We start from the raw sequence: 19,634 nt of genomic DNA on the forward strand, positions 1-19,634 counted from the left end.
TCCGTCCGGCGGACGCGGACGCTGTCCGCGGACGGCGTCCGTTCGGAATCCAGCGTTTCAAATCAAGACGTTACGGTTGGCACGATGCCTGCTTAAAGCCGCTGGCAAAGCCCCTCCCATTTCCCTGATCCCATGGCCATCCGCGATACCTCTGCACAGGACGTCCAGGTTTCCACCACCGAGCCCGGCCGTGGCCGTCGCCGGCTTTACCTGATCGGTGGCGTGGCGGCGGTCGCGCTGCTGCTCGCGTTCGGTGTCGCCGCGCGCTTCAGCGGCTCGCGGTCGGTCGACGGACAGCGGCTGCGCATCGCGGAAGTCACGCGCGGGACGCTGGTGCGGGACGCGCAGGTCAATGGCCGCGTCGTCGCGGCGGTCAGCCCCACGCTTTACGCGCCGGTCGCGTCGACCGTGGTGTTCGAGAAGCACGCCGGCGACACCGTGAAGAAGGGCGACGTGCTCGCCCGGCTGGTGTCGCCCGAACTCGAGAGCGAACTGGCGCGCGAGCGCTCGACGCTGCAGCAGCTCGAATCGCAGACCGGCACGGCGCGCATCGCCGCGTCGCGTTCGCGGCTCGACGCGCGCAAGGAGGCCGACGAAGCGCAGATCAACCTTCAGTCCGCCGAACGCGACCTGCAGCGCAACGAGCGCGGCTTCAAGGGCGGCGCGCTGGCCGAGATCGACTACCTGCGCGCGCAGGACGCGCTCAAGACCGCGCAGATCCGTTATCGCAACGCGGTGCAGGCCGCGCAGCTCACCGGAACCAGCGCCGGCTTCAGCGTGCAGACCAGCTCGGAAGAAGCGCAGCGCCAGCGGCTCGTCGTCGCCGAGGCGCAGCGTCGCGTCGACGAGCTCGAAGTGCGCGCGCCGATCGACGGCGTGATCGGCACCACGCTCGTCGCCGATCGCGCCGTCGTGCCGGCGAATGCCGCGCTGCTGACCGTGGTCGACCTGTCGCGCCTGGAAGTCGAACTCGAAGTGCCCGAGACGTACGCCGAAGACCTCGGCCTGGGCATGACCGCACAGGTGCAGGTCGGCGCGAACAGTGCGAACGCGACGATCTCGTCGATCTCGCCGGAAGTCGTCAATCGCGAAGTGCTTGCGCGCGTGCGCTTCGCCGGTGGCAAGCAGCCGCCGGGGCTGCGCCAGAACCAGCGCGTCACTGCGCGCGTGCTGATCGAAGAACGCCCGAATGTGGTGATGGTCGAGCGCGGTCCGTTCGTCGATGCCGCGGGTGGCCGTTACGCGTACTTCGTCGACGGCAGCAGCGCGACCAAGCGCCCGATCCGCGTCGGTGCCACCAGCATTTCCGCCGTCGAAATCCTCGATGGCGCCAAGCCGGGCGATCGCATCGTCGTCGCCGGAAGCGACCTGTTCGGCGACGCCGAAAAAGTCTCGATTTCCAGGTAATCCCTTTCCCGACATCCCGTAGCCCGAGGACATCCCGATGCTTCGCATGAGCCAGCTCAGCAAGGTCTACCGCACCCACATGATCGAGACGCATGCGCTGCGCGGACTCGACATCCACGTCCGCGAGGGCGAATTCGTCGCGGTGACCGGGCCGTCGGGTTCGGGCAAGACAACCTTCCTCAACATCGCCGGCCTGCTCGAGGATTTCACCGGCGGCGATTACAAGCTCGACGGCGTGGATACGCGCGGCCTCAACGACGGCCAGCGTTCGAAGCTGCGCAACGAGAAGATCGGTTTCATCTTCCAGGGCTTCAACCTGATTCCCGACCTGAACCTGTTCGACAACGTCGATGTGCCGTTGCGGTATCGCAGGTTGTCGTCGGCGGATCGCAAGAAGCGCATCGAGGATGCGCTTGCACAGGTCGGCCTGTCGTCGCGCATGAAGCACTTCCCGGCCGAGCTGTCGGGCGGCCAGCAGCAGCGCGTCGCGATCGCGCGCGCACTCGCCGGCAGCCCGCGCCTGCTGCTCGCCGACGAACCGACCGGCAACCTCGATTCGCAGATGGCGCGCGGTGTGATGGAGCTGCTCGAGGACATCAATGCCAAGGGCACGACGATCGTGATGGTCACGCACGATCCGGAGCTTGCCGCGCGTGCGCAGCGCAATATCCACATCATGGACGGACTGGTCACCGACATCAGCGCGGCATCCGCGCTGCATGCGGTGACGCATCCGGACGTGCAGGCTTCGGCTTGAGGACGCCGCCATGTTCAGCTACTACCTGAAGCTCGGCGTCCGCAACCTGCGGCGCAATCCCGTGCTCACTGCGTTGATGGTGCTGACGCTCGCCGTCGGCGTCGCCGCGAGCATGTCCTCGCTCACGTTGCTGTACGCAATGAGTGGCGATCCGATTCCGCAAAAGTCCACGCGCCTGATCGTGCCGCTGCTCGACAACGCACCGATCCACCAGCCCAACCCCAGCAAGGACCCGCCGACGCAGCTGACCTATCGCGACGCGACCGCGTTGCGCGCATCCGGCAAGAGCGCGCATTCGACCGAGATCCTCGGCATCGGCGGCGCGGTGAGCAGCAACAAGCCCGACGCACGTCCGGAACTGGTCGAAGGCGTCGCGGTCAACAACGACTTCTTCGGCATGTTCGACGTGCCCTTCGCCAGCGGCGGCGCATGGAGCGCGACCGACGACTCGCGCGGCGGCAACGTCGCTGTGATTTCCAAGGCGCTGGCCGGCCGGGTGTTCGGCGACACCAACCCCGTCGGGCGCACGATCCGCTTCGAGAACCGCGACTACCGCGTCACCGGCGTGATCGATCGCTGGAACCCGCTGCCGAAGTTCTATCGACTGGTGGGCGGCAACACGCTGGCGTTCGAGGACGTGTTCATCCCGTTCAACAACGCGATCGCCAACGAGATGGACCCGAACGGCAGCGTCGAGTGCAACACGAATGGCGAGATCAAGCCCGGCTACCAGGGCCTGATGGATTCGGAATGCGTCTGGGTGCAGTTCTGGGCGGAACTTGCCAGCCCCGCCGATCGCGCGAGCTACGCGCAATACCTCGACGACTACACCAACGAACAGAAGAAGCTCGGCCGTTTCGAGCGCCCGCTCAACAACCGCACCTACAACGTCATGGAGTGGCTGGACAAGCAGGAAGTGGTCGGCGACGACAGCCGCCTGCAGACCTGGCTGGCGTTCGGGTTCCTGCTGGTCTGCCTGGTCAACGTGATCGGCCTGCTGCTGGCCAAGTTCACCGCGCGCAGCGGCGAGATCGGCGTGCGTCGCGCACTCGGTGCACCCCGCATCGAAGTGTTCAAGCAGTACCTGACCGAATCAGGCGTCGTCGGCCTGGTCGGCGGCGGGCTCGGTGTCGCGCTGACGTTCGGCATCCTCGCGCTGATGGCGCACCAGTCGGCGCAGATCAAGGCGATCGCACACATGGACTGGGTGATGTTCGCCACCGCGATCGGCCTGTCGCTGCTCGCCAGCCTGCTCGCGGGCCTGCTGCCCACGTGGCGCGCCTGCCAGGTGCGTCCGGCCGTCCAGCTCAAGTCGCAGTAAGCGGAGAACATCATGGAAATCCGTCCCATTCTGTCCGCGCTGTTGCGCAGCAAGACCGGCGCCGTGCTGATCGCCGCGCAGATCGCGCTCACGCTCGCCATCATCGCCAACGCGCTGTACATCGTGAACGACCGCGTGGCGCGCGCGAACCGTCCCACCGGCCTCGACGAAGCCAACACGTTCTTCATCGACTTCACCGGCATCGGCAAGATGACCGACAAGGAAGCGATGCAGAAGCGCGACGTCGAGGTGCTGCGCTCGATCCCGGGCGTGGTCGACGCGGCGTGGATCAACCAGTACCCGATGACGCAGAGCGGTTGGGGCCTGGGTCTCACCACCACGCCGCAGGATGCGTCCTCGGGCACCGCCGGCGCCGCGTATTTCACGCCCGACTCGATCACCAGGACGCTGGGCGTCAAGATCGTCGAAGGCCACGACTTCAACGCGGATGACGTGCGCACCATCGATCCCGACGCGGGCCAGCTCTCGGCCGACAGCGTGCTGCTCACCAGGGCGATGGCGAAGAAGCTGTGGCCGGACGCGACCTCGTACGTTGGCCGCCCGGTATCGCTGGGCAGCGGCGCCGATGCGCAGCCGATGCGGGTGGTCGGCGTGATCGACCAGCTGATGTCGCCGTTCGCGCAGCGCTCCGACAACGCCTATAGCGGCTTCGTACTGCCCGTACGCTACATCGTCAGCGAAGGCAGTTACGCCGTGCGCACCGCGCCAGGGCAGCGCGACCGGGTGATGCGAGCTGCCGAAGACGCGCTGGTGAAGCTGCGCAACGACCGCGTGCTGACCAGCAACCGCTCGACGGACGAATATCGCGCGCGCCGCTACCAGGGCGAACGCTCCGTCGCCGGCATGCTGATCGCGGTGACGATCGGCTTGCTGCTCGTGACCGGCAGCGGCATCGTCGGCCTCGCCAGCCTGTGGGTGACGCAGCGTCGCAAGCAGATCGGCGTGCGCCGTGCGCTGGGTGCGACGAAGGTCGACATCCTGCGTTACTTCCTCGTCGAGAACGCGATGATCACGACGATCGGCGTCGTCATCGGCGTCGCCTTGGCGCTCGCGCTCAACCAGGTGCTGGTCAGCAAGCTCGAACTGCCGCGCCTGCCGCTGCAGTATCTCGGCTACGGCATGCTGACGCTGTGGGGCTTGGGCATACTGGCGGTGTACGGGCCGGCGTCGCGCGCGGCCGCGGTCCCGCCGGCGATCGCCACGCGCAGCGCCTGACGATCGCCGGGGCCACCCTGTCGACCACAATCGCCGCGCCCAATCCGGGCGCGGCCTACCGGGAAACGATGCACTGATGGCCCGTGTTCTCGTCATCGATGACAACCCGGCGGTGGCGACCGCGCTCGACGTCCTGTTCTCGCTGCACGACATCGACACCATGGGCGTGTCGTCGCCCGAGGAAGGCCTTGCGCTGCTCGATCGCGAGACGGTCGACCTGGTCGTGCAGGACATGAACTTCCATGCCGATACCACCTCCGGCGAGGAAGGCCGCGCGCTGTTCGCCGAGATCCGCGCGCGGCATCCCGACCTGCCAGTGATCCTGCTCACCGCGTGGACGCATCTGGATGCGGCGGTTGACCTGGTGCGTGCCGGCGCCGCCGACTATCTGGGCAAGCCGTGGGACGACCGCCGCCTGATGGCGTCGGTCAACAACCTGCTGGAGCTTTCGCAGGCGCGGCAGGAGATCGGGCGGCGACTGTCGTCGGAACGCCGCCGTCGCGAAGCACTGACGCGCGAGTTCGACCTGCGCGACGTCGTATTCGCCGACGCGATGACCGAGGCCGCGTTGTCGCTGGCCTGCCAGGTCGCGCGTTCCGAGTTGCCGGTGCTGATCACCGGGCCCAACGGTGCCGGCAAGGAAAAATTCGCCGAGATCGTGCACGCGAATTCCGCAGTCAAGGAGGGCCCGTTCGTCGCGCTCAACTGCGGCGCACTGCCGAGCGAACTGATCGAAGCCGAACTGTTCGGTGCGGAGGCCGGCGCCTACACGGGCGCGAATCGTGCGCGCGAAGGCAAGTTCGAAGCCGCGGACGGCGGCACGCTGTTCCTCGACGAGATCGGCACGCTGCCGCCGGCTGGGCAGGTGAAGCTGCTGCGTGTGCTGGAAACCGGGCGCTTCGAGCGACTTGGTGGCAATCGCGAACGCACGGTCAAGGTCCGCGTGGTCAGCGCGACGAATGCCGACCTGCACGCGATGATCGCCGCCGGCCAGTTCCGCCAGGACCTGTTCTATCGCCTCAACGCGGTCGAAGTGCGCGTACCCGCGCTCGCCGAACGCGCCGACGACATCATTCCGCTCGCGCGCCACTTCCTGCCTCGCGGAAAGCGCCTCGCCGCGGACGCCGAACGTGCACTGGTCGCGCATGCGTGGCCCGGCAACGTGCGTGAACTGCGCAATGTCGTGCAGCGTGCGGCCCTGTTGTCGCGCGGCGATGCGATCGAGGCGCGCGACCTCGGGCTTCCCGCGCCGGTCGCGGTCGCCGGTGCCGACGAACCGGATCGCGGCAGCATCGAAGCCGCGCTGACGCGGCATGCCGGCGTCGTGGCGCAGGCAGCCGCCGATCTCGGCCTGAGTCGCCAGGCGCTGTATCGCCGCATGGAACGGCTGGGGATCGCACGGCCGTGACGTGCACCCGCCACGTCCACCCGGAGAGCGCACGATGCGCCGGCGTCGCCTCCCGCTGACCGCCAGCTTCACGCTGACCGCGGCGCTGCATGCGCTGCTGGCGTCGACGATCGCGCTGGTGCTGTATCGCTTCGTGTTCCACCACTTCGGCGCGTCGATGCTGCTCGGCGTGCTGCTCGATATTCCGCTGCTGGCGTATCACGTACGCCGCCTGTTCGCGCCGATGCATTCGCTGTTCCGCGCGCTCGCCGGCACGGTCGCGAGCTATCGCGATGGCGACTTCAGCTTCGGCATCATCTGGAGCGGCGAGGGGGAACTGCAGGAGCTGGTCGACAGCCACAACGCACTCGGTGACGTGCTGCGCGAGCAACGCGTGGCACTCGTGCAACGCGAACTGCTGCTCGACACCATGGTGCAGAACACGCCGGTCTCGATGGTGCTGGTGGGTCCATCCGGCCACGTCGTGCACGCGAACCTCGCCGCGCGACGCATGCTGGGCGAAGGCAAGCGCCTGGAAGGTCGCACGTTCGTCGAGTTGCTGGACGATGCGCCCGAAGCGCTGCGCGACGCATTCGAGCGCGGCGGCGACGCGATGTTCACCGTTGGTGATGAAGACGACGAGGACATCTACCACCTCTCGCGCCGCCACTTCCGCCTCAACGGTCGTCGCCACGAGCTCGTGCTGCTGCGCCAGCTCACCGCCGAGCTGCGACGCCAGGAAGTGCAGACCTGGAAGAAGGTGATCCGCGTGATCTCGCACGAGCTCAACAATTCGCTCGCGCCGATCGCCTCGCTCGCGCATTCGGGCGCGGAGCTCGTCAGGCGCGGCCAGTACGAGCGCTTGCCGGTCGCGCTGTCGACGATCGAGGAACGCGCACGCCACCTCGAAGGTTTCATCCGCGACTATGCGCGCTTTGCCAAGTTGCCGGCGCCGCGTACGGAAGCCGTCGAGTGGTCGCGCTTCCTCGCGCAGCTGCACGCGCAGGTTCCGTTCAAGGGCGAGACGGATGTCGACGGCGTGGTGCGCATCGACCTCGCGCAGATGGAGCAGGCGCTGCTCAACCTGCTGAAGAACGCGCATGAGTCGGGTTCCGCGCACGAGGACGTCGAACTCGTACTGCGACGCCTGCCCGAAGCATGGCGCGTCGACGTGCTCGATCGTGGGCAGGGCATGAACGAAGCGGTGCTCGCCAACGCGCTGCTGCCTTTCTATTCGACCAAGCGCAACGGCACGGGCCTCGGGTTGGCGCTGGTGCGCGAGATCGCCGAAGCGCATGGAGGCCGGGTGTCGCTGGCGAATCGCAATGGTGGCGGGCTGTGCGTGTCGATGACGCTGCCGGCCTGATCGCGGTCTACGTCGCGCCGTAAACGTCCGGCGCGTAACGCTCCATCAGCGAGGCTGGTTTCACCGGCGGCGTGAAGCCGTAACGTGCGTACAGTGCATGCGCATCACGCGTGGCGAGCATGAAGCGGCGCAGACCCTGCAGATCGGGATGCGCGACGATCGCGTCCATCAGGCGCGTGCCGTAGCCGTGGCCCTGCAACTCATCGAGGACGAATACGTCGGCGAGATAGGCGAACGTCGCGCGGTCGGTGACCACGCGGGCGAACGCGACCTGCCGACCATCAAGAAGCCCGGCGAAGCAGAGTGAATTCGCGATCGAGCGTTCGACTGTCTCGCGCGGAACTCCCGCCGCCCAGTACGACTGCGTCGACAGCCAGCGATGCACGAGATCGACGTCGACCGACGCAGGATCGGTGCTGACGAGGAAATCGTCGCTCACTTCGGCGTCTTCGTCGGACGATGCCAGCCCTCGAGCGTGGCCTGCCGTGCGCGGCCGATGGTGAGTTCGCCCGCCGGCGCGTCCTTGGTGATCACCGAGCCCGCGCCGATGGTCGCGCCGGCGCCGATGGTCACCGGCGCCACCAGCGACGAGTTCGAGCCGATGAATGCGCCGTCCTCGATCGTGGTGCGGTGCTTGTTCGCGCCGTCGTAATTGCAGGTGATCGTGCCCGCGCCGATGTTGACGCCGCTGCCGACGACCGAGTCGCCAACGTAGGCGAGGTGGTTGGCCTTGCTGCCCACGCCCATCGCGGTCGCCTTGGTCTCGACGAAGTTGCCGATGTGCACGCCGTCGGCGAGCACCGTGCCGGGCCGCAGTCGCGCGTACGGGCCGATCTGCGCGGCGCCTTGCACCACCACGCCTTCGAGGTCGCAATGCGCGCGTACCACGGTGCCCGCACCGAGCTTGACGTCCTTCAATCGCGTGAACGGACCGATGCGCACGCCGTCGCCCAATTCCACTTCGCCTTCGAGGATCACGTCGACATCGATCGATACGTCCATGCCGACGCGCACGGTCCCGCGCTGGTCGAAGCGATTCGGGTCGGCCAGCGTCGCGCCGGCCACGCACAGCGCATGTGCGCAGCGTCGCTGCAGCGCGCGTTCGAGCTGCGCCAGCTGCCAGCGATCGTTCGCGCCTTCCACTTCGATCGGATCCTCGACGCGCACGATCTCCGCTGCGCCGAATTCGTCCGCCGCGGCGGCGAACACGTCGGTGAGGTAGTACTCGCCCTGCGCGTTGTCGTTGGTGAGGTGCGTCAACCAGCGGTGCAGCGGCGCGGCATCGGCGACGAGGATGCCCGTGTTGATCGTGGTGATCTCGCGTTCGTCGTCGGTGGCGTCCTTCTGCTCGACGATGCGCGCGACCTTGCCGGCGGCGTCGCGAATCACGCGCCCGTAGCCGTTCGGGTTGTCGAGTTCCGCCGCGAGCATCGCGATACGGCCCTCGGCTTCCAGCAGCTGTTGCAGCGTATGCGTGCGGATCAGCGGGACGTCGCCGTACAGCACCAGCACGCGCGCGTCCTGGTCGATTTCCGGCATCGCCTGCAGCACGGCGTGGCCGGTGCCGAGGCGTTCGGGCTGCTCGATCCAGTCGAGATCGGCCTGGCCGTCGAACGCCGCGCGTACCTGCTCGCCATGGTGGCCGTAGACCACATGGATGCCCGCCGGCTCCAGCACGCGCGCGGTGTCGACCACGTGCTGCAGCATCGGAATGCCCGCGACGGGCTGCAGCACCTTCGGCTTGGCGGACTTCATGCGCTTGCCTTCACCGGCGGCGAGGATGACGACGTGCAGGGGCGCGGACATGGCGGTCACTAACGGCGGGGTGGATGCCTGATTCTAGCCGCCGCGACGATGCCGCCTCGCACGTGCGGCTGCCCAATCGCGCAACGAGCCTCTACGATGCCGGCCGTGCCCGTATCGCTTTCGCCCCCGACGCCTGGTATTCGTTTCGGCGATGCGTTCGTCGCGGGAGCGCCGGACGATCATGGGCGTTGCCGCGCTGGGAATTCGTCCCCGGTGGAAGCTGACCGCGGCGCAACAGGCGTAGCGTCGGCGCGCCTGCTGCGCGTTGCCCGCACTGTCGCCCACCCGATCCTGACCATCGGCCCGGTACAGTGCTGGCGCCTTCCCGAACCCGGTCCCCGATGAGCCTCAGCCGACAAAGCCGCGCCTACCTCACCATCGGCCTGATCCAGTGGCTGGTCGACTGGGGCGTGGTCGTGGCGCTCAGCCACGCCGGCATGGGCATCGAGATCGCGAACGTGATCGGCCGCATCGCCGGCGCGCTGCTGGGTTTTCGCATGAACGGGCGTTTCACCTTCGGCGATGGCGACACCGCGCCGGGCGGCCCGCAATTCACGCGTTACCTCGTGATGTGGCTGTCGACGACCGTGGTCAGCACCTGGTCGCTGGGCGCGATCGACAACGTCGTCGGCCTGCATTGGGCGTGGCTGGCCAAGCCGGCGGTCGAATTCGTGCTCGGCGTCATCGGCTTCCTGCTGTCGCGGCACTGGGTCTATCGACCCTGACGCGCGTCGCGCTTTCGCCGCGTTCATCGGCGGCCGCGTAATCCTCGTCTCCAGTCGGCGCCGCGCGCGCCGATAGCCCGGTTGTGGGTCGTGGCGACGGAGGTGGGGGATGGTCGAGCTGCGTCGGGGTGCGCCTGCCGAGCTGTGGCAGTCGCTGGTGCACGAAGCGGGCGAGCGCGCCGGTTGCGCGCTCGACGAATCGCGCGAGAGCTACCTGGTCTTCGTGCTGTTGCGGCACCAGAACGACGGCCACCTGCTCGCGCGAACGCAGGCGATCGAATGGCTGCATGCGCAATCGCTTACCGGCCGCGGACGCGAGGATTCGTTGCGCGACGTCGGTGATCGCTGCCTGCTGATCGCCGGCCTCTATCCGACCCTGGCAGAGCGGCGAAGCGTGGACGTGCGCTACTTCATCGACATCGGCCGCAGCGCCTATGCCGGCATTGCCGAGGCCGGGCGCACCGCGTACGCGACGTTGTTCGCGCAGCTCGCCGACAGCTACGGCGAACTGGTGTGCACGTTGCGCGCGGTGCGGCCCGACATGACCGGGCTGTCGATCGACTACGCGAAACTCGCGCGACTCGTGCCCGCACCCGGCCGGCATTGACGCGACCGCCGGCACGCGCCGGCGGCCGCGTCGCGATCACGGCGTCGGGGCGTAGCGCAGGGTCACGAACAGGCCGCGGCCGGGCTGGCGGTAGTACTCGACCGTCTCGTAGGTGCGATCGAACACGTTCTCCAGTCGCGCCTGCAGTCGAAGCGCCGGCGTGAACGCGTATTCGGCGCGCAGGTCGAAGGTGGCGAACGCACCGAGTCGACGCGTGTTGCCGAGGTCGTCGTAACGCGCACCTTCGCCCGCTGCGGTGACGCCGAACCGGAATGCGCCGAAGTCGTGATCGAGGTCCAGCCGCGCGCTTTCGCGTGCGCGGCGCGGCAGCAGCAGGCCGTCGGCACCGTCGCTGTGGTTCTTGGCATCGACCCAGCTCACGCTACCGGACGCGACCCAGCCTGCGAGCGTCGTGTTGCCACTCAGTTCGGCGCCGCGCAGGCGCGCGCGCGAGATGTTCTCGGGGCGGAACGTGGCCGCGCTGTACGAGATCAGGTCGTCGACGTTGGTCTGGTACAGGTCCAGGCGCGCACCAGCGTTCGGCGAGTTCCACGCCAGGCCGGCTTCGATGCTGCGCGAGCTTTCCGGCTGCAGGTCGGGGTTGCCGAAGCCGAATGGGTAGTAGAGCTCGTTGAACGTCGGCGCCTTGAATGCGGTGCCCGCGCCGAGCGTGGCCCGCCACTGCGACGCGAACTCGAAGCCGACCGCGAGGTTGCCGGTCGAGTGGCCGCCGAACTGCTCATTGTCGTCATGACGTGCGCTCGCCTGGACGTCGAACGCACCGAAGTCGCCCTGGTACTGCAGGAAACCGGCGCGGTCGATGCGCTGCTTGAGGACGTAGTCGGTCGTGCTCTGCACTTCGTCGCGCTGCCATTCGACGCCCGCGCTCATGCGCTGGCCGGTCGCGACGGTGAAGTCGCCCTGCAACGACGCGGTGTCGCGGTTGCTGGCGAAGTCGCCGAGGAACACGTCGTTCGAGAAGTTGTCCGAGGCGTCGCGGTTGCGGCCGGCCTGCAGGTGCAGCGATGCATTCGTCGACGGCGTCCACGTCACGCCGCCGCCGACGACCTGCTGCACGACCTTCGAGCGGTTGTAGAAGCCGTCGTATTCGTTGTCGCCTTCGGCGCGGAGCGCGCTGGCATCGGCCTTCCAGGCGTCGTTGATGTCGACGCCGCCACGCAGCGACATCGAATCGCGTGTGTAGCCGTCGCGATCCGGTTCGTTCGCGAAGCAACCCGCGCCGTCGAACGTGACCGGATCAAGGAAGCCGCGGCACGAATCGAAGCCTCGCGTCTCCTGATGCGAATAATCCGCGCCGAACCAGCCGCGGCCGACGCGACCGCCGAACCCCGCGCTCGCTTCGTACGTATCGCGACTGCCCGCGCCGATCGACATGCGCGGCGTCGGCGCGCCGGCATCGCGCTTGGTGAAGATCTGGATGACGCCGCCGATCGCCTCGCTGCCGTACAGGCTCGAGCGCGGGCCGCGCACGATCTCGATGCGGTCGATCAGCTCGACCGGGATGTCCTGGAATGCGACGAGGCCGGACGTGGCCGATCCCATGCGCGCGCCGTCGACCAGCACCAGCACATGGTCGGACTCGGAGCCGCGCATGAAGATCGTGGTGAGCTTGCCGAGGCCGCCCTGGTTGCCGATCGAAATGCCGGCGCGGCCGCGCAGCAGGTCGGGCAGCGAACGCGCCTGGCTGCGTTCGATGTCGGCGCGATCGATGACTTCGACCGGCGCGAGCACGTCGCGCACGGCGACCGGCGCGCGGTTGGCGGTCACGACGACCTGGTCGAGCGTGGTCGCGTCGTCGGCGAATGCGGGCGTCGCCAGCGACGCGGCGATGGCGAGGGTGATGAGGCGGTACGTCATTGCGGTACTTCTCCTGCGTGCACGACCCCACGTCGTGCGGTCATAAGGAAGTCGCGAGGAGAAGTGCGCGGGACGACGACGCGGCGACGCCGCGGGCCGCCGCAATGCCCTCCGCATCGCAACCAGTCGACGATCGGGCCGGTCTCCGGACTCGCGAGTGGATGCGAAGCTCGCATCCCTCCTTGGCGCCTTCCCGTGACCTCACGTCACAGTGGCCGATGCCGCGGATCGACTCGCTTACCGTTGCGGGGGCAGTGCCGGGCTGGCGCAGGGCGCGTCACCGGCTTCCCGTTTCAACCCGCGATGCAAATCGCAGGTCACCCGAAAGCGGCGCGAAGTCTACGGGAAAGCGGGATTCGGCGCGCGGGATCGCTCAGAACGAAAGCGCATCAGGCGCTTCGACATCCACTTCGGGCTCGTGTGCGTCGCCCATGGTGGTCGTGACCTCGGATGCGGGAGGCCCACGCCGCGACGACGGCAGCAGCGCGACGCCGGCCTGCGCCTGCGCGGCCAGTTCCGCGCGGCGGTTGATGTCGACCTGCTGCCAATGGCAACCGGTCAGCGCGCCTTCCAGCGCATACAGAAGATTGAGGCTGGGCTTGAAGCCCGCACGCTTGACGCGCAGGTAGGCGTCGACCGCACCGATCGCGTTGACGTCGTCCCAGGTGCGCAAACCGACCTGTCGCAGCCACGCCGCGGACTTGCCGCCGATGTTGAGGAGTTTCGGCGCGTCGGTCATGGCTCAGCCCAGCGAGTCGACGAAGGCGTGCGCGATCGCTTCGAGACCGCGCTGGTCGTCGACGTCGAAACGATCGGGTTCCGGGCTGTCGAGATCGAACACGCCGATCAGCGAACCGTCGCGCGCGATCAGCGGGACGACGACTTCCGAACGCGACGCCGAATCGCAGGCGATGTGGCCGGGGAAGGCGTGCACGTCGGGCACGCGCTGCGTTTCGCGCGTCGATGCAGCCGCGCCGCACACGCCCTTGTCCAGCGGAATGCGCACGCAGGCCGGCAGGCCCTGGAACGGACCGACCACCAGTTCAGTGCCGTCGAAGAAATAGAAGCCGACCCAGTTGAGCGACGGCAACGCGTTGTAGACCAGCGCGGACAGGTTGGCCGCGTTGGCGATGCGGTCGCGCTCGCCATGCAGAAGGCCGTGCGCCTGCTCGAGCAGTTGCGCGTACTGTTCGGGCTTGGTGCCGTCGAGTCTGGAAGCGGTAAACGTCATACGCGAAGTCTAGCGCGCAGGCCCGCGGCCGAACGCGTCGCCTTCGTGCGTTGACTGTTTCGCATGCGTGCAACAACAGCGACCGTGCGTCGCCGCGCCCGATCGCGCATGACTTTTCGCCCGGGCAGCCGCTTCGTGCATAGCTATACTCCGCGGTGCACAAATTGGCCCTGCCGCCTGCGACCTCGTCGCCCCCACGACCCGGAGCCCTCCCGCATGACCTCCACCACGCGCCTCATCGTCGCGGCCGGCGTTCTGTCGCTTGGACTCGCTGCCTGCAAGGGTGGCGACGCATCGCAGCAGGGCGGCCCGGGCGGCGCGATGCCGCCCGCCGAAGTCGGCGTCGTCGCCGTGAGCCCGCAGTCCTTGCCGCTGGCGAAGGACCTGGTCGGTCGCCTTGCGCCGTTCCGTAGCGCCGATGTGCGTGCGCGCGTGCCGGGTATCGTCCAGCGTCGCCTGTACGAGGAAGGCGCGGACGTTCGCGAAGGGCAGGCGTTGTTCGAGATCGATCCGGCCGAACTGCGCGCGGCCACCGGACAGTCGCAGGCGGCCGTCGCGCAGGCCGAAGCCACGTACGCCAATGCCCGCGCGACCGCCGAACGCGCGCGTCGACTGGGCACCACGCAGTACATCTCCAAGTCCGACCTGGACAACGCACTCGCGGCCGAACGGTCCGCCGCGGCCGCCGTGCAGCAGGCGCGTGCGGCTCTCGCGAGCACGCGCATCAATCTTGGCTATTCGACGGTGCGTGCGCCGATCTCGGGTCGCGCGGGTCGCGCGCAGGTCACCGAAGGCGCGCTGGTGGGGCAGGGCGCCGCAACGCTGCTCACCACCGTCGACCAGATCGATCCGCTGTACGCCAACTTCTCGATCTCGGTAGCCGAGCTCGACCAGCTGCGTCGTGCGCAGACCAGCGGCGAACCCGCCGACCGCGACGTACAGATCGTGCTGCCCGACGGCAGCGTGAACGCGCAACGCGGCACGCTCGACTTCGAAGGCAGCGTCGTCGATCCGACTACGGGCGCGGTGTCGCTGCGCGCCCGCGTTCCGAATCCCGATCGCCGCCTGCTGCCGGGCACCTACGTCGGCGTGCGCGCCACGCTGGGCCTGCAGGACGCGGTGTATCTCGTGCCGCAGGCCGGCGTGCTGCGCGATGCGCAGGGCGCGTACGTCTATGTCGTTGGCGCGGACAACAAGGTGGTGCGCAAGGACGTCGCGGCCGATCGCCAGCAGGACGGCAAGTGGATCGTCGACCACGGCCTCGCACCGGGCGATCGCGTGATCGTCTCGGGCCTGCAGCGGGCGCAGCCCGGCGCGCAGGTCAAGGCGACGCCCTGGACCGAGGGCCCGGGCGGCGCGCCGGCCGCCGCCGCTCCCACGCCGCGCAAGGGCTGATCCGCCATGTCCCGCTACTTCATCAACCACCCCGTGTTTGCGTGGGTGATCGCGATCATGGTGGTGCTCGCGGGCCTGCTGTCGATCCGCGGCCTCGGCGTCGAGTCGTATCCGAACATCGCACCGCCGCAGGTCGGCGTGTCGGCGAGCTATCCGGGTGCGGACGCGCAGACCGTCGAACGCGCGGTCACGCAGATCATCGAGCAGCAGCTCACCGGTATCGACGGGCTTGATTACTTCAGCGCGTCGTCGAGCCAGGGTTCGGCGTCGCTCAATCTGACGTTCAAGCCCGGCACCGATCCCGACATCGCGCAGATGCAGGTGCAGAACAAGGTCTCGCAGGCCACGCCGCGCCTGCCGGGCGACGTCACGCAGCAGGGCATCGTGGTCGCGAAGGCGAACTCGGGCTTCCTGTCGGTAGTGGCGCTGAAGTCGAGCGATCCCGCGATCGGCAAGGACCAGCTGTCCGACCTGCTCGCGTCGAACGTGCTCGACCAGATCTCGCGCGTTCCCGGCGTCGGCGGTACGCAGTTGTTCGGCGGCGAATACGCGATGCACATCTGGCTCAACCCGGACAAGCTGCAGGCCTATGGTCTGTCGGCGTCGCAGGTGTTGCAGGCGGTGCGTGCGCAGAACGTGCAGTTCTCGGCCGGCCAGGTCGGCGGCGAGCCGTCGCCGGAAACGCAGATGTTTACGGCGACGGTGGCGGCTGAAGGGCGTTTCTCGTCGCCGCAGGAATTCGAGAACATCCTGCTGCGCGCCGATCCCAACGGCGCCGCGGTGCGGTTGCGTGACGTCGCGCGCGTCGAGATCCTCGGTTCCGCGCACGGCTTCGAACTGAAGTGGGACGGCCAGCCGGCCGCCGGCTTCGCCGTGCAGCTGGCGCCGGGCGAGAACGCGCTCGCCGTCGCCGCGGCGGTCAAGAAGCGCATGGACGAATTGCAGCCCAGCTTCCCGAAGGGCGTGCAGTGGTTCTCGCCGTACGACAGCTCGGACTTCGTGCAGATCTCGGTCGACGAAGTCATCAAGACGCTGATGGAAGCGATGGTGCTCGTCTTCCTCGTGATGCTGCTGTTCCTGCAGAACATCCGCGCGACGATCATCCCGACGCTGGTCATCCCGGTCGCGCTGCTCGGCACGTTCCTGGGCATGAAGATCCTCGGCTTCACCATCAACCAGCTGTCGCTGTTCGGCATGGTGCTGGCGATCGGCATCGTCGTCGACGACGCGATCGTGGTGATCGAGAACGTCGAACGCATAATGACCGAGGAAGGCCTGCCGCCGCGCGAAGCGACGTACAAGGCGATGCAGCAGATCACCGGCGCGGTCATCGCGATCACGCTGGTGCTGGCCGCGGTATTCGTGCCGTCGGCGCTGCAGTCGGGTTCGGCGGGCGCGGTGTATCGCCAGTTCGCGTTGACCATCGCGATGGCGATGCTGTTCTCGGCATTCCTCGCGCTGGGCTTCACGCCTGCGTTGTGCGCGAACCTGCTGAAGCCGAGCGCGCATCACGACAAGCGCAATCCGATCTTCCGCGGCTTCAACCGCGTGTACGACCGGATGGCGACGACCTACGTCGGCCATATCCGCAGCGCCGTGCAGCATGCGCCGCGCTGGATGGTGGTGTTCGCCGCGCTCGCGCTGCTGACCGGCTTCCTGTTCTGGAAGATGCCGGGCTCGTTCCTGCCGGAAGAAGACCAAGGCTACGCGCTCGCCATCGTGCAGCTGCCGCCAGGCGCCACGCTGCGTCGCACCGAAGCCGTGTTCGAGCAGATGCGCGAGCAGGTCAACAAGATCGACGGCTACGAAGGGATGATGCAGGTCGCCGGTTTCTCGTTCATCGGCCAGGGCGAGAACGTCGGCATGGCGTTCATCAAGCTCAAGCCGTGGAGCGAGCGAAAGATCACCGCGACCGAGTACATCCAGCAGGCCAACATGCGCCTGTTCCCGATCCGCGACGCGCAGATCTTCGTGATCAACCTGCCGACGGTGAACGGGCTCGGCGCCTTCGGCGGCTTCGACATGTACCTGCAGGATCGCAGTGGCCAGGGTCGCGAGGCGCTGCAGCAGGCCATGGGCACGCTGCTGGCGAAGGCGGGACAGGACAAGACGCTGGTGGGCGTGCGTCCGAACACGCTGGAGCCGTCACCGCAGTTGAAGCTCGACGTCGATCGCGTGCAGGCGCAGGCGATGGGCCTGTCCGTCGGCGACATCTACAGCGCGATCCAGATCATGCTCGCGCCGGTGTACGTCAACGACTTCGTGCAGGGCGGTCGCGTCAAGCGCGTGACGATGCAGGCCGACGCGCCGTATCGCACCGGTCCCGAATCGCTGTCGCACTTCTACACGCCCGCCCCGAACATGACCGCCGCCGACGGCACGCACACGATGGTGCCGCTGTCGAACGTGGTGCATTCGAAGTGGACGGTCGCGCAGCCCTCGCTGACCCGATACAACGGCTTCGCCGCGGTGGAAATCGTCGGTTCGCAGGCGCCGGGCAAGAGTTCGGGTGAAGCGATGAAGGCGATGGAGCACATCGTCAGCAACGACCTGCCGCCCGGTTTCGGTTATGACTGGGCGGGCCAGTCGCACCAGGAAATCCTGTCGGGCAGCCAGGCCACCATGCTGATGGTGCTGTCGATCGTCGTGGTGTTCCTGTGCCTCGCGGGCCTGTACGAGAGCTGGTCGGTGCCGGTGGCGGTGCTGCTGGTGGTGCCGCTGGGCGTGCTCGGTGCGATCGTGCTGTCGATGATGCGCGGCCTGCCGAACGACATCTATTTCAAGATCGGCCTGATCACCGTCATCGGCCTCGCCGCGAAGAACGCGATCCTGATCATCGAGTTCGCGATCGCCGAACGCGAGCACGGCAAGCCGCTTCGACAGGCAGTGGTCGAAGCGTCGAAGCTGCGACTGCGACCGATCCTGATGACGTCGTTCGCCTTCATCATGGGCGTGACGCCGCTGGCGATCTCCACCGGTGCCGGCGCGAACTCGCGGCATGCGATCGGTACCGGCGTCATTGGCGGCATGCTGTTCGCGACGTTCCTCGGTCTGCTGCTGATCCCGGTGTTCTACGTCGCGGTGCGACGACTGCTCGGCGACACGCTGGACGATCCGCCGAAGCTCGACCCCAACGAGATCCATCGCCAGATCCCGCTCTGACCCCACGTCACGGGAGCCCGGAAGCCTCCGCATTGCGGGGGCTTCTTTTTTTTTTGCGTCACGGGAATTGCGCCGTTACGCGTGTCGCCCCGGATGGTGAAACGAAGTCGCGGCATTGCGCGTCAACGGCGGGGCGTGACGTCGACCCGTTCCGTTACCCCGGCCCGTCGTTGCGGGTGACGCGCGATGCGGCCGCCGGTTTTCCCGGGCACAAAAAAACCCGGCAGCCTGAGCTGCCGGGTTCGGTTCCAGTGGGAGCTGGAGAGAGAGACTTACTTCGCAGCCTTGCCGGTCGCCGCAGCGGCGGCCTGCTCGGTCGCCTTCACGGCGCCGTTGGTGGCCTGCGTGAACTGGTCCTGCGCCTGGCGGACGGTGTCGTTGGCGCTGCGCGTCACGGCCTCGAGCTGGCCCTTGGCGATCTGCGCGACCGATTCCTGCACCTTGGCGACGCGGCCGAGGACGTCCTGGCCGGTGGTCAGCGTGCGCTCGATGTTCTCGCGGGCGATCTGCGCGCCGCGCGGCCAAAGGTTCTTGGCGCCGTCGAAGTCGCGGACCTGAGCAGCCTCGCCGAGGAAGGCGAAGGTCGCGGTGGTGCGCTCCTCGATGGCCGCCAGCTGCAGGCCGACGATGGCCTCGGCGTTCTCGAGGGTGAGGCGGTTGATGCGGGCGGCCGTGTCGGCGAACTGACGGGTGGCCGCGGCGAACTGCTCGTTGAACTGTGCGTACATGGCGGGCTCCTAGGCCTGGATGGCCGATACAGCGGGATGGTGCGATGCAGCATAGCCCTGGCCATGGTGCAGTGCAACAACCGCTGGTCGGCCGTTGTCAGCCCGTCAGGGACGTGAGCGGCTGTCGCCGGGCGCGCGGCGGTAGACGGAGAGGTGCGACTCCGGCGGCGCGATCCGACGCCGCGTGGCTTCAGCCCGCGGGCCCGCGGTACCGGCAGCCCGAGGTGCACGTCTCGTGGACGACGACCTCCGACAGCAGCGGCAACTCCGGGCTCAACCGCTCCCAGATCCAGGCGGCGAGTCGCTCGCTGGTCGGGTTGTCCAGCCCCTCGATGTCGTTGAGGTAGTTGTGGTCGAGCCGGTCGTAGAGCGGCTGGAACGCGGCCTTGAGGTCGGCGAAGTCCATCACCCAGCCGGTGTCCGCACCAGGCTCGCCCGACACGTGGATCTCCACGCGGAACGAATGGCCGTGCAGGCGCGAGCACTTGTGGCCCGGCGGCACGTTCGGCAGGCGGTGCGCCGCCTCCAACGTGAAGGCTTTAAAGATGTCCATCACAACCATTGTACGGGCGGCGTCCGGGCTGGCGGACTGCCCGGGACCCTCTGCTACCGTAAAGCCGTTGCGGCT

At 67.9% G+C, this 19,634-nt stretch carries 17 protein-coding genes and 1 riboswitch; of the genes, 10 read left to right on the plus strand and 7 right to left on the minus strand.

Going from position 1 to position 19,634, the window contains the following annotated elements:
* Positions 1 to 132: 132 nt before the first annotated feature.
* The 6 genes from ACKTTN_RS13315 (at position 133) to ACKTTN_RS13340 (ending at position 7,474) form a co-directional block, all read left to right on the plus strand.
* Entirely contained in the window at positions 133 to 1,407 is a 1,275-nt protein-coding gene (locus ACKTTN_RS13315; RefSeq protein ID WP_407910381.1) for an efflux RND transporter periplasmic adaptor subunit, read from the plus strand.
* 37 nt (positions 1,408 to 1,444) lie between these two features.
* Positions 1,445 to 2,164: an ABC transporter ATP-binding protein gene (locus ACKTTN_RS13320; protein WP_407910382.1), complete on the plus strand. Its 720-nt coding sequence runs from the start codon at positions 1,445 to 1,447 to the stop codon at positions 2,162 to 2,164.
* Between the two features lie 10 nt (positions 2,165 to 2,174).
* Positions 2,175 to 3,485: an ABC transporter permease gene (locus ACKTTN_RS13325; RefSeq protein ID WP_407910383.1), complete on the plus strand. Its 1,311-nt coding sequence runs from the start codon at positions 2,175 to 2,177 to the stop codon at positions 3,483 to 3,485.
* Between the two features lie 12 nt (positions 3,486 to 3,497).
* Complete coding sequence (locus ACKTTN_RS13330; protein ID WP_407910384.1) at positions 3,498 to 4,721, plus strand: ABC transporter permease; 1,224 nt, start codon at positions 3,498 to 3,500, stop codon at positions 4,719 to 4,721.
* A gap of 76 nt (positions 4,722 to 4,797) precedes the next feature.
* On the plus strand, positions 4,798 to 6,129 hold the full coding sequence (locus ACKTTN_RS13335; protein WP_407910385.1) for a sigma-54-dependent transcriptional regulator: 1,332 nt from the start codon (positions 4,798 to 4,800) through the stop codon (positions 6,127 to 6,129).
* Between the two features lie 34 nt (positions 6,130 to 6,163).
* Complete coding sequence (locus tag ACKTTN_RS13340; RefSeq protein ID WP_407910386.1) at positions 6,164 to 7,474, plus strand: sensor histidine kinase; 1,311 nt, start codon at positions 6,164 to 6,166, stop codon at positions 7,472 to 7,474.
* A gap of 7 nt (positions 7,475 to 7,481) precedes the next feature.
* Here ACKTTN_RS13340 and ACKTTN_RS13345 read toward each other — a convergent pair whose 3' ends face one another.
* Both ACKTTN_RS13345 and glmU read right to left on the minus strand, forming a co-directional pair.
* Positions 7,482 to 7,913, minus strand: coding sequence for a GNAT family N-acetyltransferase (locus ACKTTN_RS13345; RefSeq protein WP_407910387.1), 432 nt, complete (start codon positions 7,911 to 7,913; stop codon positions 7,482 to 7,484).
* The gene (gene glmU, locus ACKTTN_RS13350; RefSeq protein ID WP_407910388.1) at positions 7,910 to 9,280 is read right to left on the minus strand and encodes a bifunctional UDP-N-acetylglucosamine diphosphorylase/glucosamine-1-phosphate N-acetyltransferase GlmU; all 1,371 of its coding nucleotides are present in this window, start codon (positions 9,278 to 9,280) and stop codon (positions 7,910 to 7,912) included. The genes ACKTTN_RS13345 and glmU overlap by 4 nt, the downstream gene beginning before the upstream one ends.
* 341 nt (positions 9,281 to 9,621) lie before the next feature.
* On the opposite strand from glmU, the gene ACKTTN_RS13355 reads away from it, so the two are divergent.
* Both ACKTTN_RS13355 and ACKTTN_RS13360 read left to right on the plus strand, forming a co-directional pair.
* Positions 9,622 to 10,005, plus strand: coding sequence for a GtrA family protein (locus ACKTTN_RS13355; protein WP_407910389.1), 384 nt, complete (start codon positions 9,622 to 9,624; stop codon positions 10,003 to 10,005).
* Between the two features lie 109 nt (positions 10,006 to 10,114).
* Positions 10,115 to 10,612, plus strand: coding sequence for a hypothetical protein (locus tag ACKTTN_RS13360; RefSeq protein WP_407910390.1), 498 nt, complete (start codon positions 10,115 to 10,117; stop codon positions 10,610 to 10,612).
* A gap of 36 nt (positions 10,613 to 10,648) precedes the next feature.
* Here ACKTTN_RS13360 and btuB read toward each other — a convergent pair whose 3' ends face one another.
* From btuB to ACKTTN_RS13375, 3 genes are all read right to left on the minus strand, one after another.
* Positions 10,649 to 12,490 (minus strand): TonB-dependent vitamin B12 receptor, encoded by a 1,842-nt coding sequence (gene btuB, locus ACKTTN_RS13365; RefSeq protein ID WP_407910391.1) that lies wholly within the window; start codon positions 12,488 to 12,490, stop codon positions 10,649 to 10,651.
* Positions 12,491 to 12,609: 119 nt separating this feature from the next.
* A riboswitch (cobalamin riboswitch) is annotated at positions 12,610 to 12,830 on the minus strand.
* A 33-nt stretch (positions 12,831 to 12,863) separates the two neighbouring features.
* A complete protein-coding gene (locus tag ACKTTN_RS13370; protein WP_407910392.1) occupies positions 12,864 to 13,229 on the minus strand; it encodes a TfoX/Sxy family protein in 366 nt (121 codons plus the stop codon).
* A 3-nt stretch (positions 13,230 to 13,232) separates the two neighbouring features.
* Positions 13,233 to 13,721, minus strand: a complete 489-nt coding sequence (locus ACKTTN_RS13375) for a GAF domain-containing protein (protein WP_407910393.1) — start codon at positions 13,719 to 13,721, stop codon at positions 13,233 to 13,235.
* 216 nt (positions 13,722 to 13,937) lie between these two features.
* On the opposite strand from ACKTTN_RS13375, the gene ACKTTN_RS13380 reads away from it, so the two are divergent.
* Positions 13,938 to 15,116, plus strand: coding sequence for an efflux RND transporter periplasmic adaptor subunit (locus tag ACKTTN_RS13380; RefSeq protein ID WP_407910394.1), 1,179 nt, complete (start codon positions 13,938 to 13,940; stop codon positions 15,114 to 15,116).
* Positions 15,117 to 15,122: 6 nt separating this feature from the next.
* Positions 15,123 to 18,278: a multidrug efflux RND transporter permease subunit gene (locus ACKTTN_RS13385; protein WP_407910395.1), complete on the plus strand. Its 3,156-nt coding sequence runs from the start codon at positions 15,123 to 15,125 to the stop codon at positions 18,276 to 18,278.
* 272 nt (positions 18,279 to 18,550) lie between these two features.
* Here ACKTTN_RS13385 and ACKTTN_RS13390 read toward each other — a convergent pair whose 3' ends face one another.
* Positions 18,551 to 19,006 carry a phasin family protein gene (locus tag ACKTTN_RS13390; RefSeq protein ID WP_407910396.1) on the minus strand — a complete coding sequence of 152 codons (456 nt, stop codon included), beginning with the start codon at positions 19,004 to 19,006 and terminating at the stop codon, positions 18,551 to 18,553.
* A 190-nt stretch (positions 19,007 to 19,196) separates the two neighbouring features.
* A complete protein-coding gene (queD, locus tag ACKTTN_RS13395) occupies positions 19,197 to 19,559 on the minus strand; it encodes a 6-carboxytetrahydropterin synthase QueD (RefSeq protein ID WP_407910397.1) in 363 nt (120 codons plus the stop codon).
* Positions 19,560 to 19,634 lie beyond the last annotated feature (75 nt).

This window comes from Lysobacter claricitrinus (assembly GCF_045866565.1).
GTDB lineage: Bacteria > Pseudomonadota > Gammaproteobacteria > Xanthomonadales > Xanthomonadaceae > Cognatilysobacter > Cognatilysobacter claricitrinus.

Excerpts from the sequence above, each read along its gene's own strand:
- ACKTTN_RS13315 (WP_407910381.1), top strand. The coding sequence starts at position 133 with ATGGCCATCCGCGATACCTCTGCACAGGACGTCCAGGTTTCCACCACC.
- ACKTTN_RS13320 (WP_407910382.1), top strand. The coding sequence starts at position 1,445 with ATGCTTCGCATGAGCCAGCTCAGCAAGGTCTACCGCACCCACATGATC.
- ACKTTN_RS13325 (WP_407910383.1), top strand. The coding sequence starts at position 2,175 with ATGTTCAGCTACTACCTGAAGCTCGGCGTCCGCAACCTGCGGCGCAAT.
- ACKTTN_RS13330 (WP_407910384.1), top strand. The coding sequence starts at position 3,498 with ATGGAAATCCGTCCCATTCTGTCCGCGCTGTTGCGCAGCAAGACCGGC.
- ACKTTN_RS13335 (WP_407910385.1), top strand. The coding sequence starts at position 4,798 with ATGGCCCGTGTTCTCGTCATCGATGACAACCCGGCGGTGGCGACCGCG.
- ACKTTN_RS13340 (WP_407910386.1), top strand. The coding sequence starts at position 6,164 with ATGCGCCGGCGTCGCCTCCCGCTGACCGCCAGCTTCACGCTGACCGCG.
- glmU (WP_407910388.1), bottom strand. The coding sequence starts at position 9,280 with ATGTCCGCGCCCCTGCACGTCGTCATCCTCGCCGCCGGTGAAGGCAAG.
- ACKTTN_RS13355 (WP_407910389.1), top strand. The coding sequence starts at position 9,622 with ATGAGCCTCAGCCGACAAAGCCGCGCCTACCTCACCATCGGCCTGATC.
- ACKTTN_RS13360 (WP_407910390.1), top strand. The coding sequence starts at position 10,115 with ATGGTCGAGCTGCGTCGGGGTGCGCCTGCCGAGCTGTGGCAGTCGCTG.
- btuB (WP_407910391.1), bottom strand. The coding sequence starts at position 12,490 with ATGACGTACCGCCTCATCACCCTCGCCATCGCCGCGTCGCTGGCGACG.
- ACKTTN_RS13370 (WP_407910392.1), bottom strand. The coding sequence starts at position 13,229 with ATGACCGACGCGCCGAAACTCCTCAACATCGGCGGCAAGTCCGCGGCG.
- ACKTTN_RS13375 (WP_407910393.1), bottom strand. The coding sequence starts at position 13,721 with ATGACGTTTACCGCTTCCAGACTCGACGGCACCAAGCCCGAACAGTAC.
- ACKTTN_RS13380 (WP_407910394.1), top strand. The coding sequence starts at position 13,938 with ATGACCTCCACCACGCGCCTCATCGTCGCGGCCGGCGTTCTGTCGCTT.
- ACKTTN_RS13385 (WP_407910395.1), top strand. The coding sequence starts at position 15,123 with ATGTCCCGCTACTTCATCAACCACCCCGTGTTTGCGTGGGTGATCGCG.
- ACKTTN_RS13390 (WP_407910396.1), bottom strand. The coding sequence starts at position 19,006 with ATGTACGCACAGTTCAACGAGCAGTTCGCCGCGGCCACCCGTCAGTTC.
- queD (WP_407910397.1), bottom strand. The coding sequence starts at position 19,559 with ATGGACATCTTTAAAGCCTTCACGTTGGAGGCGGCGCACCGCCTGCCG.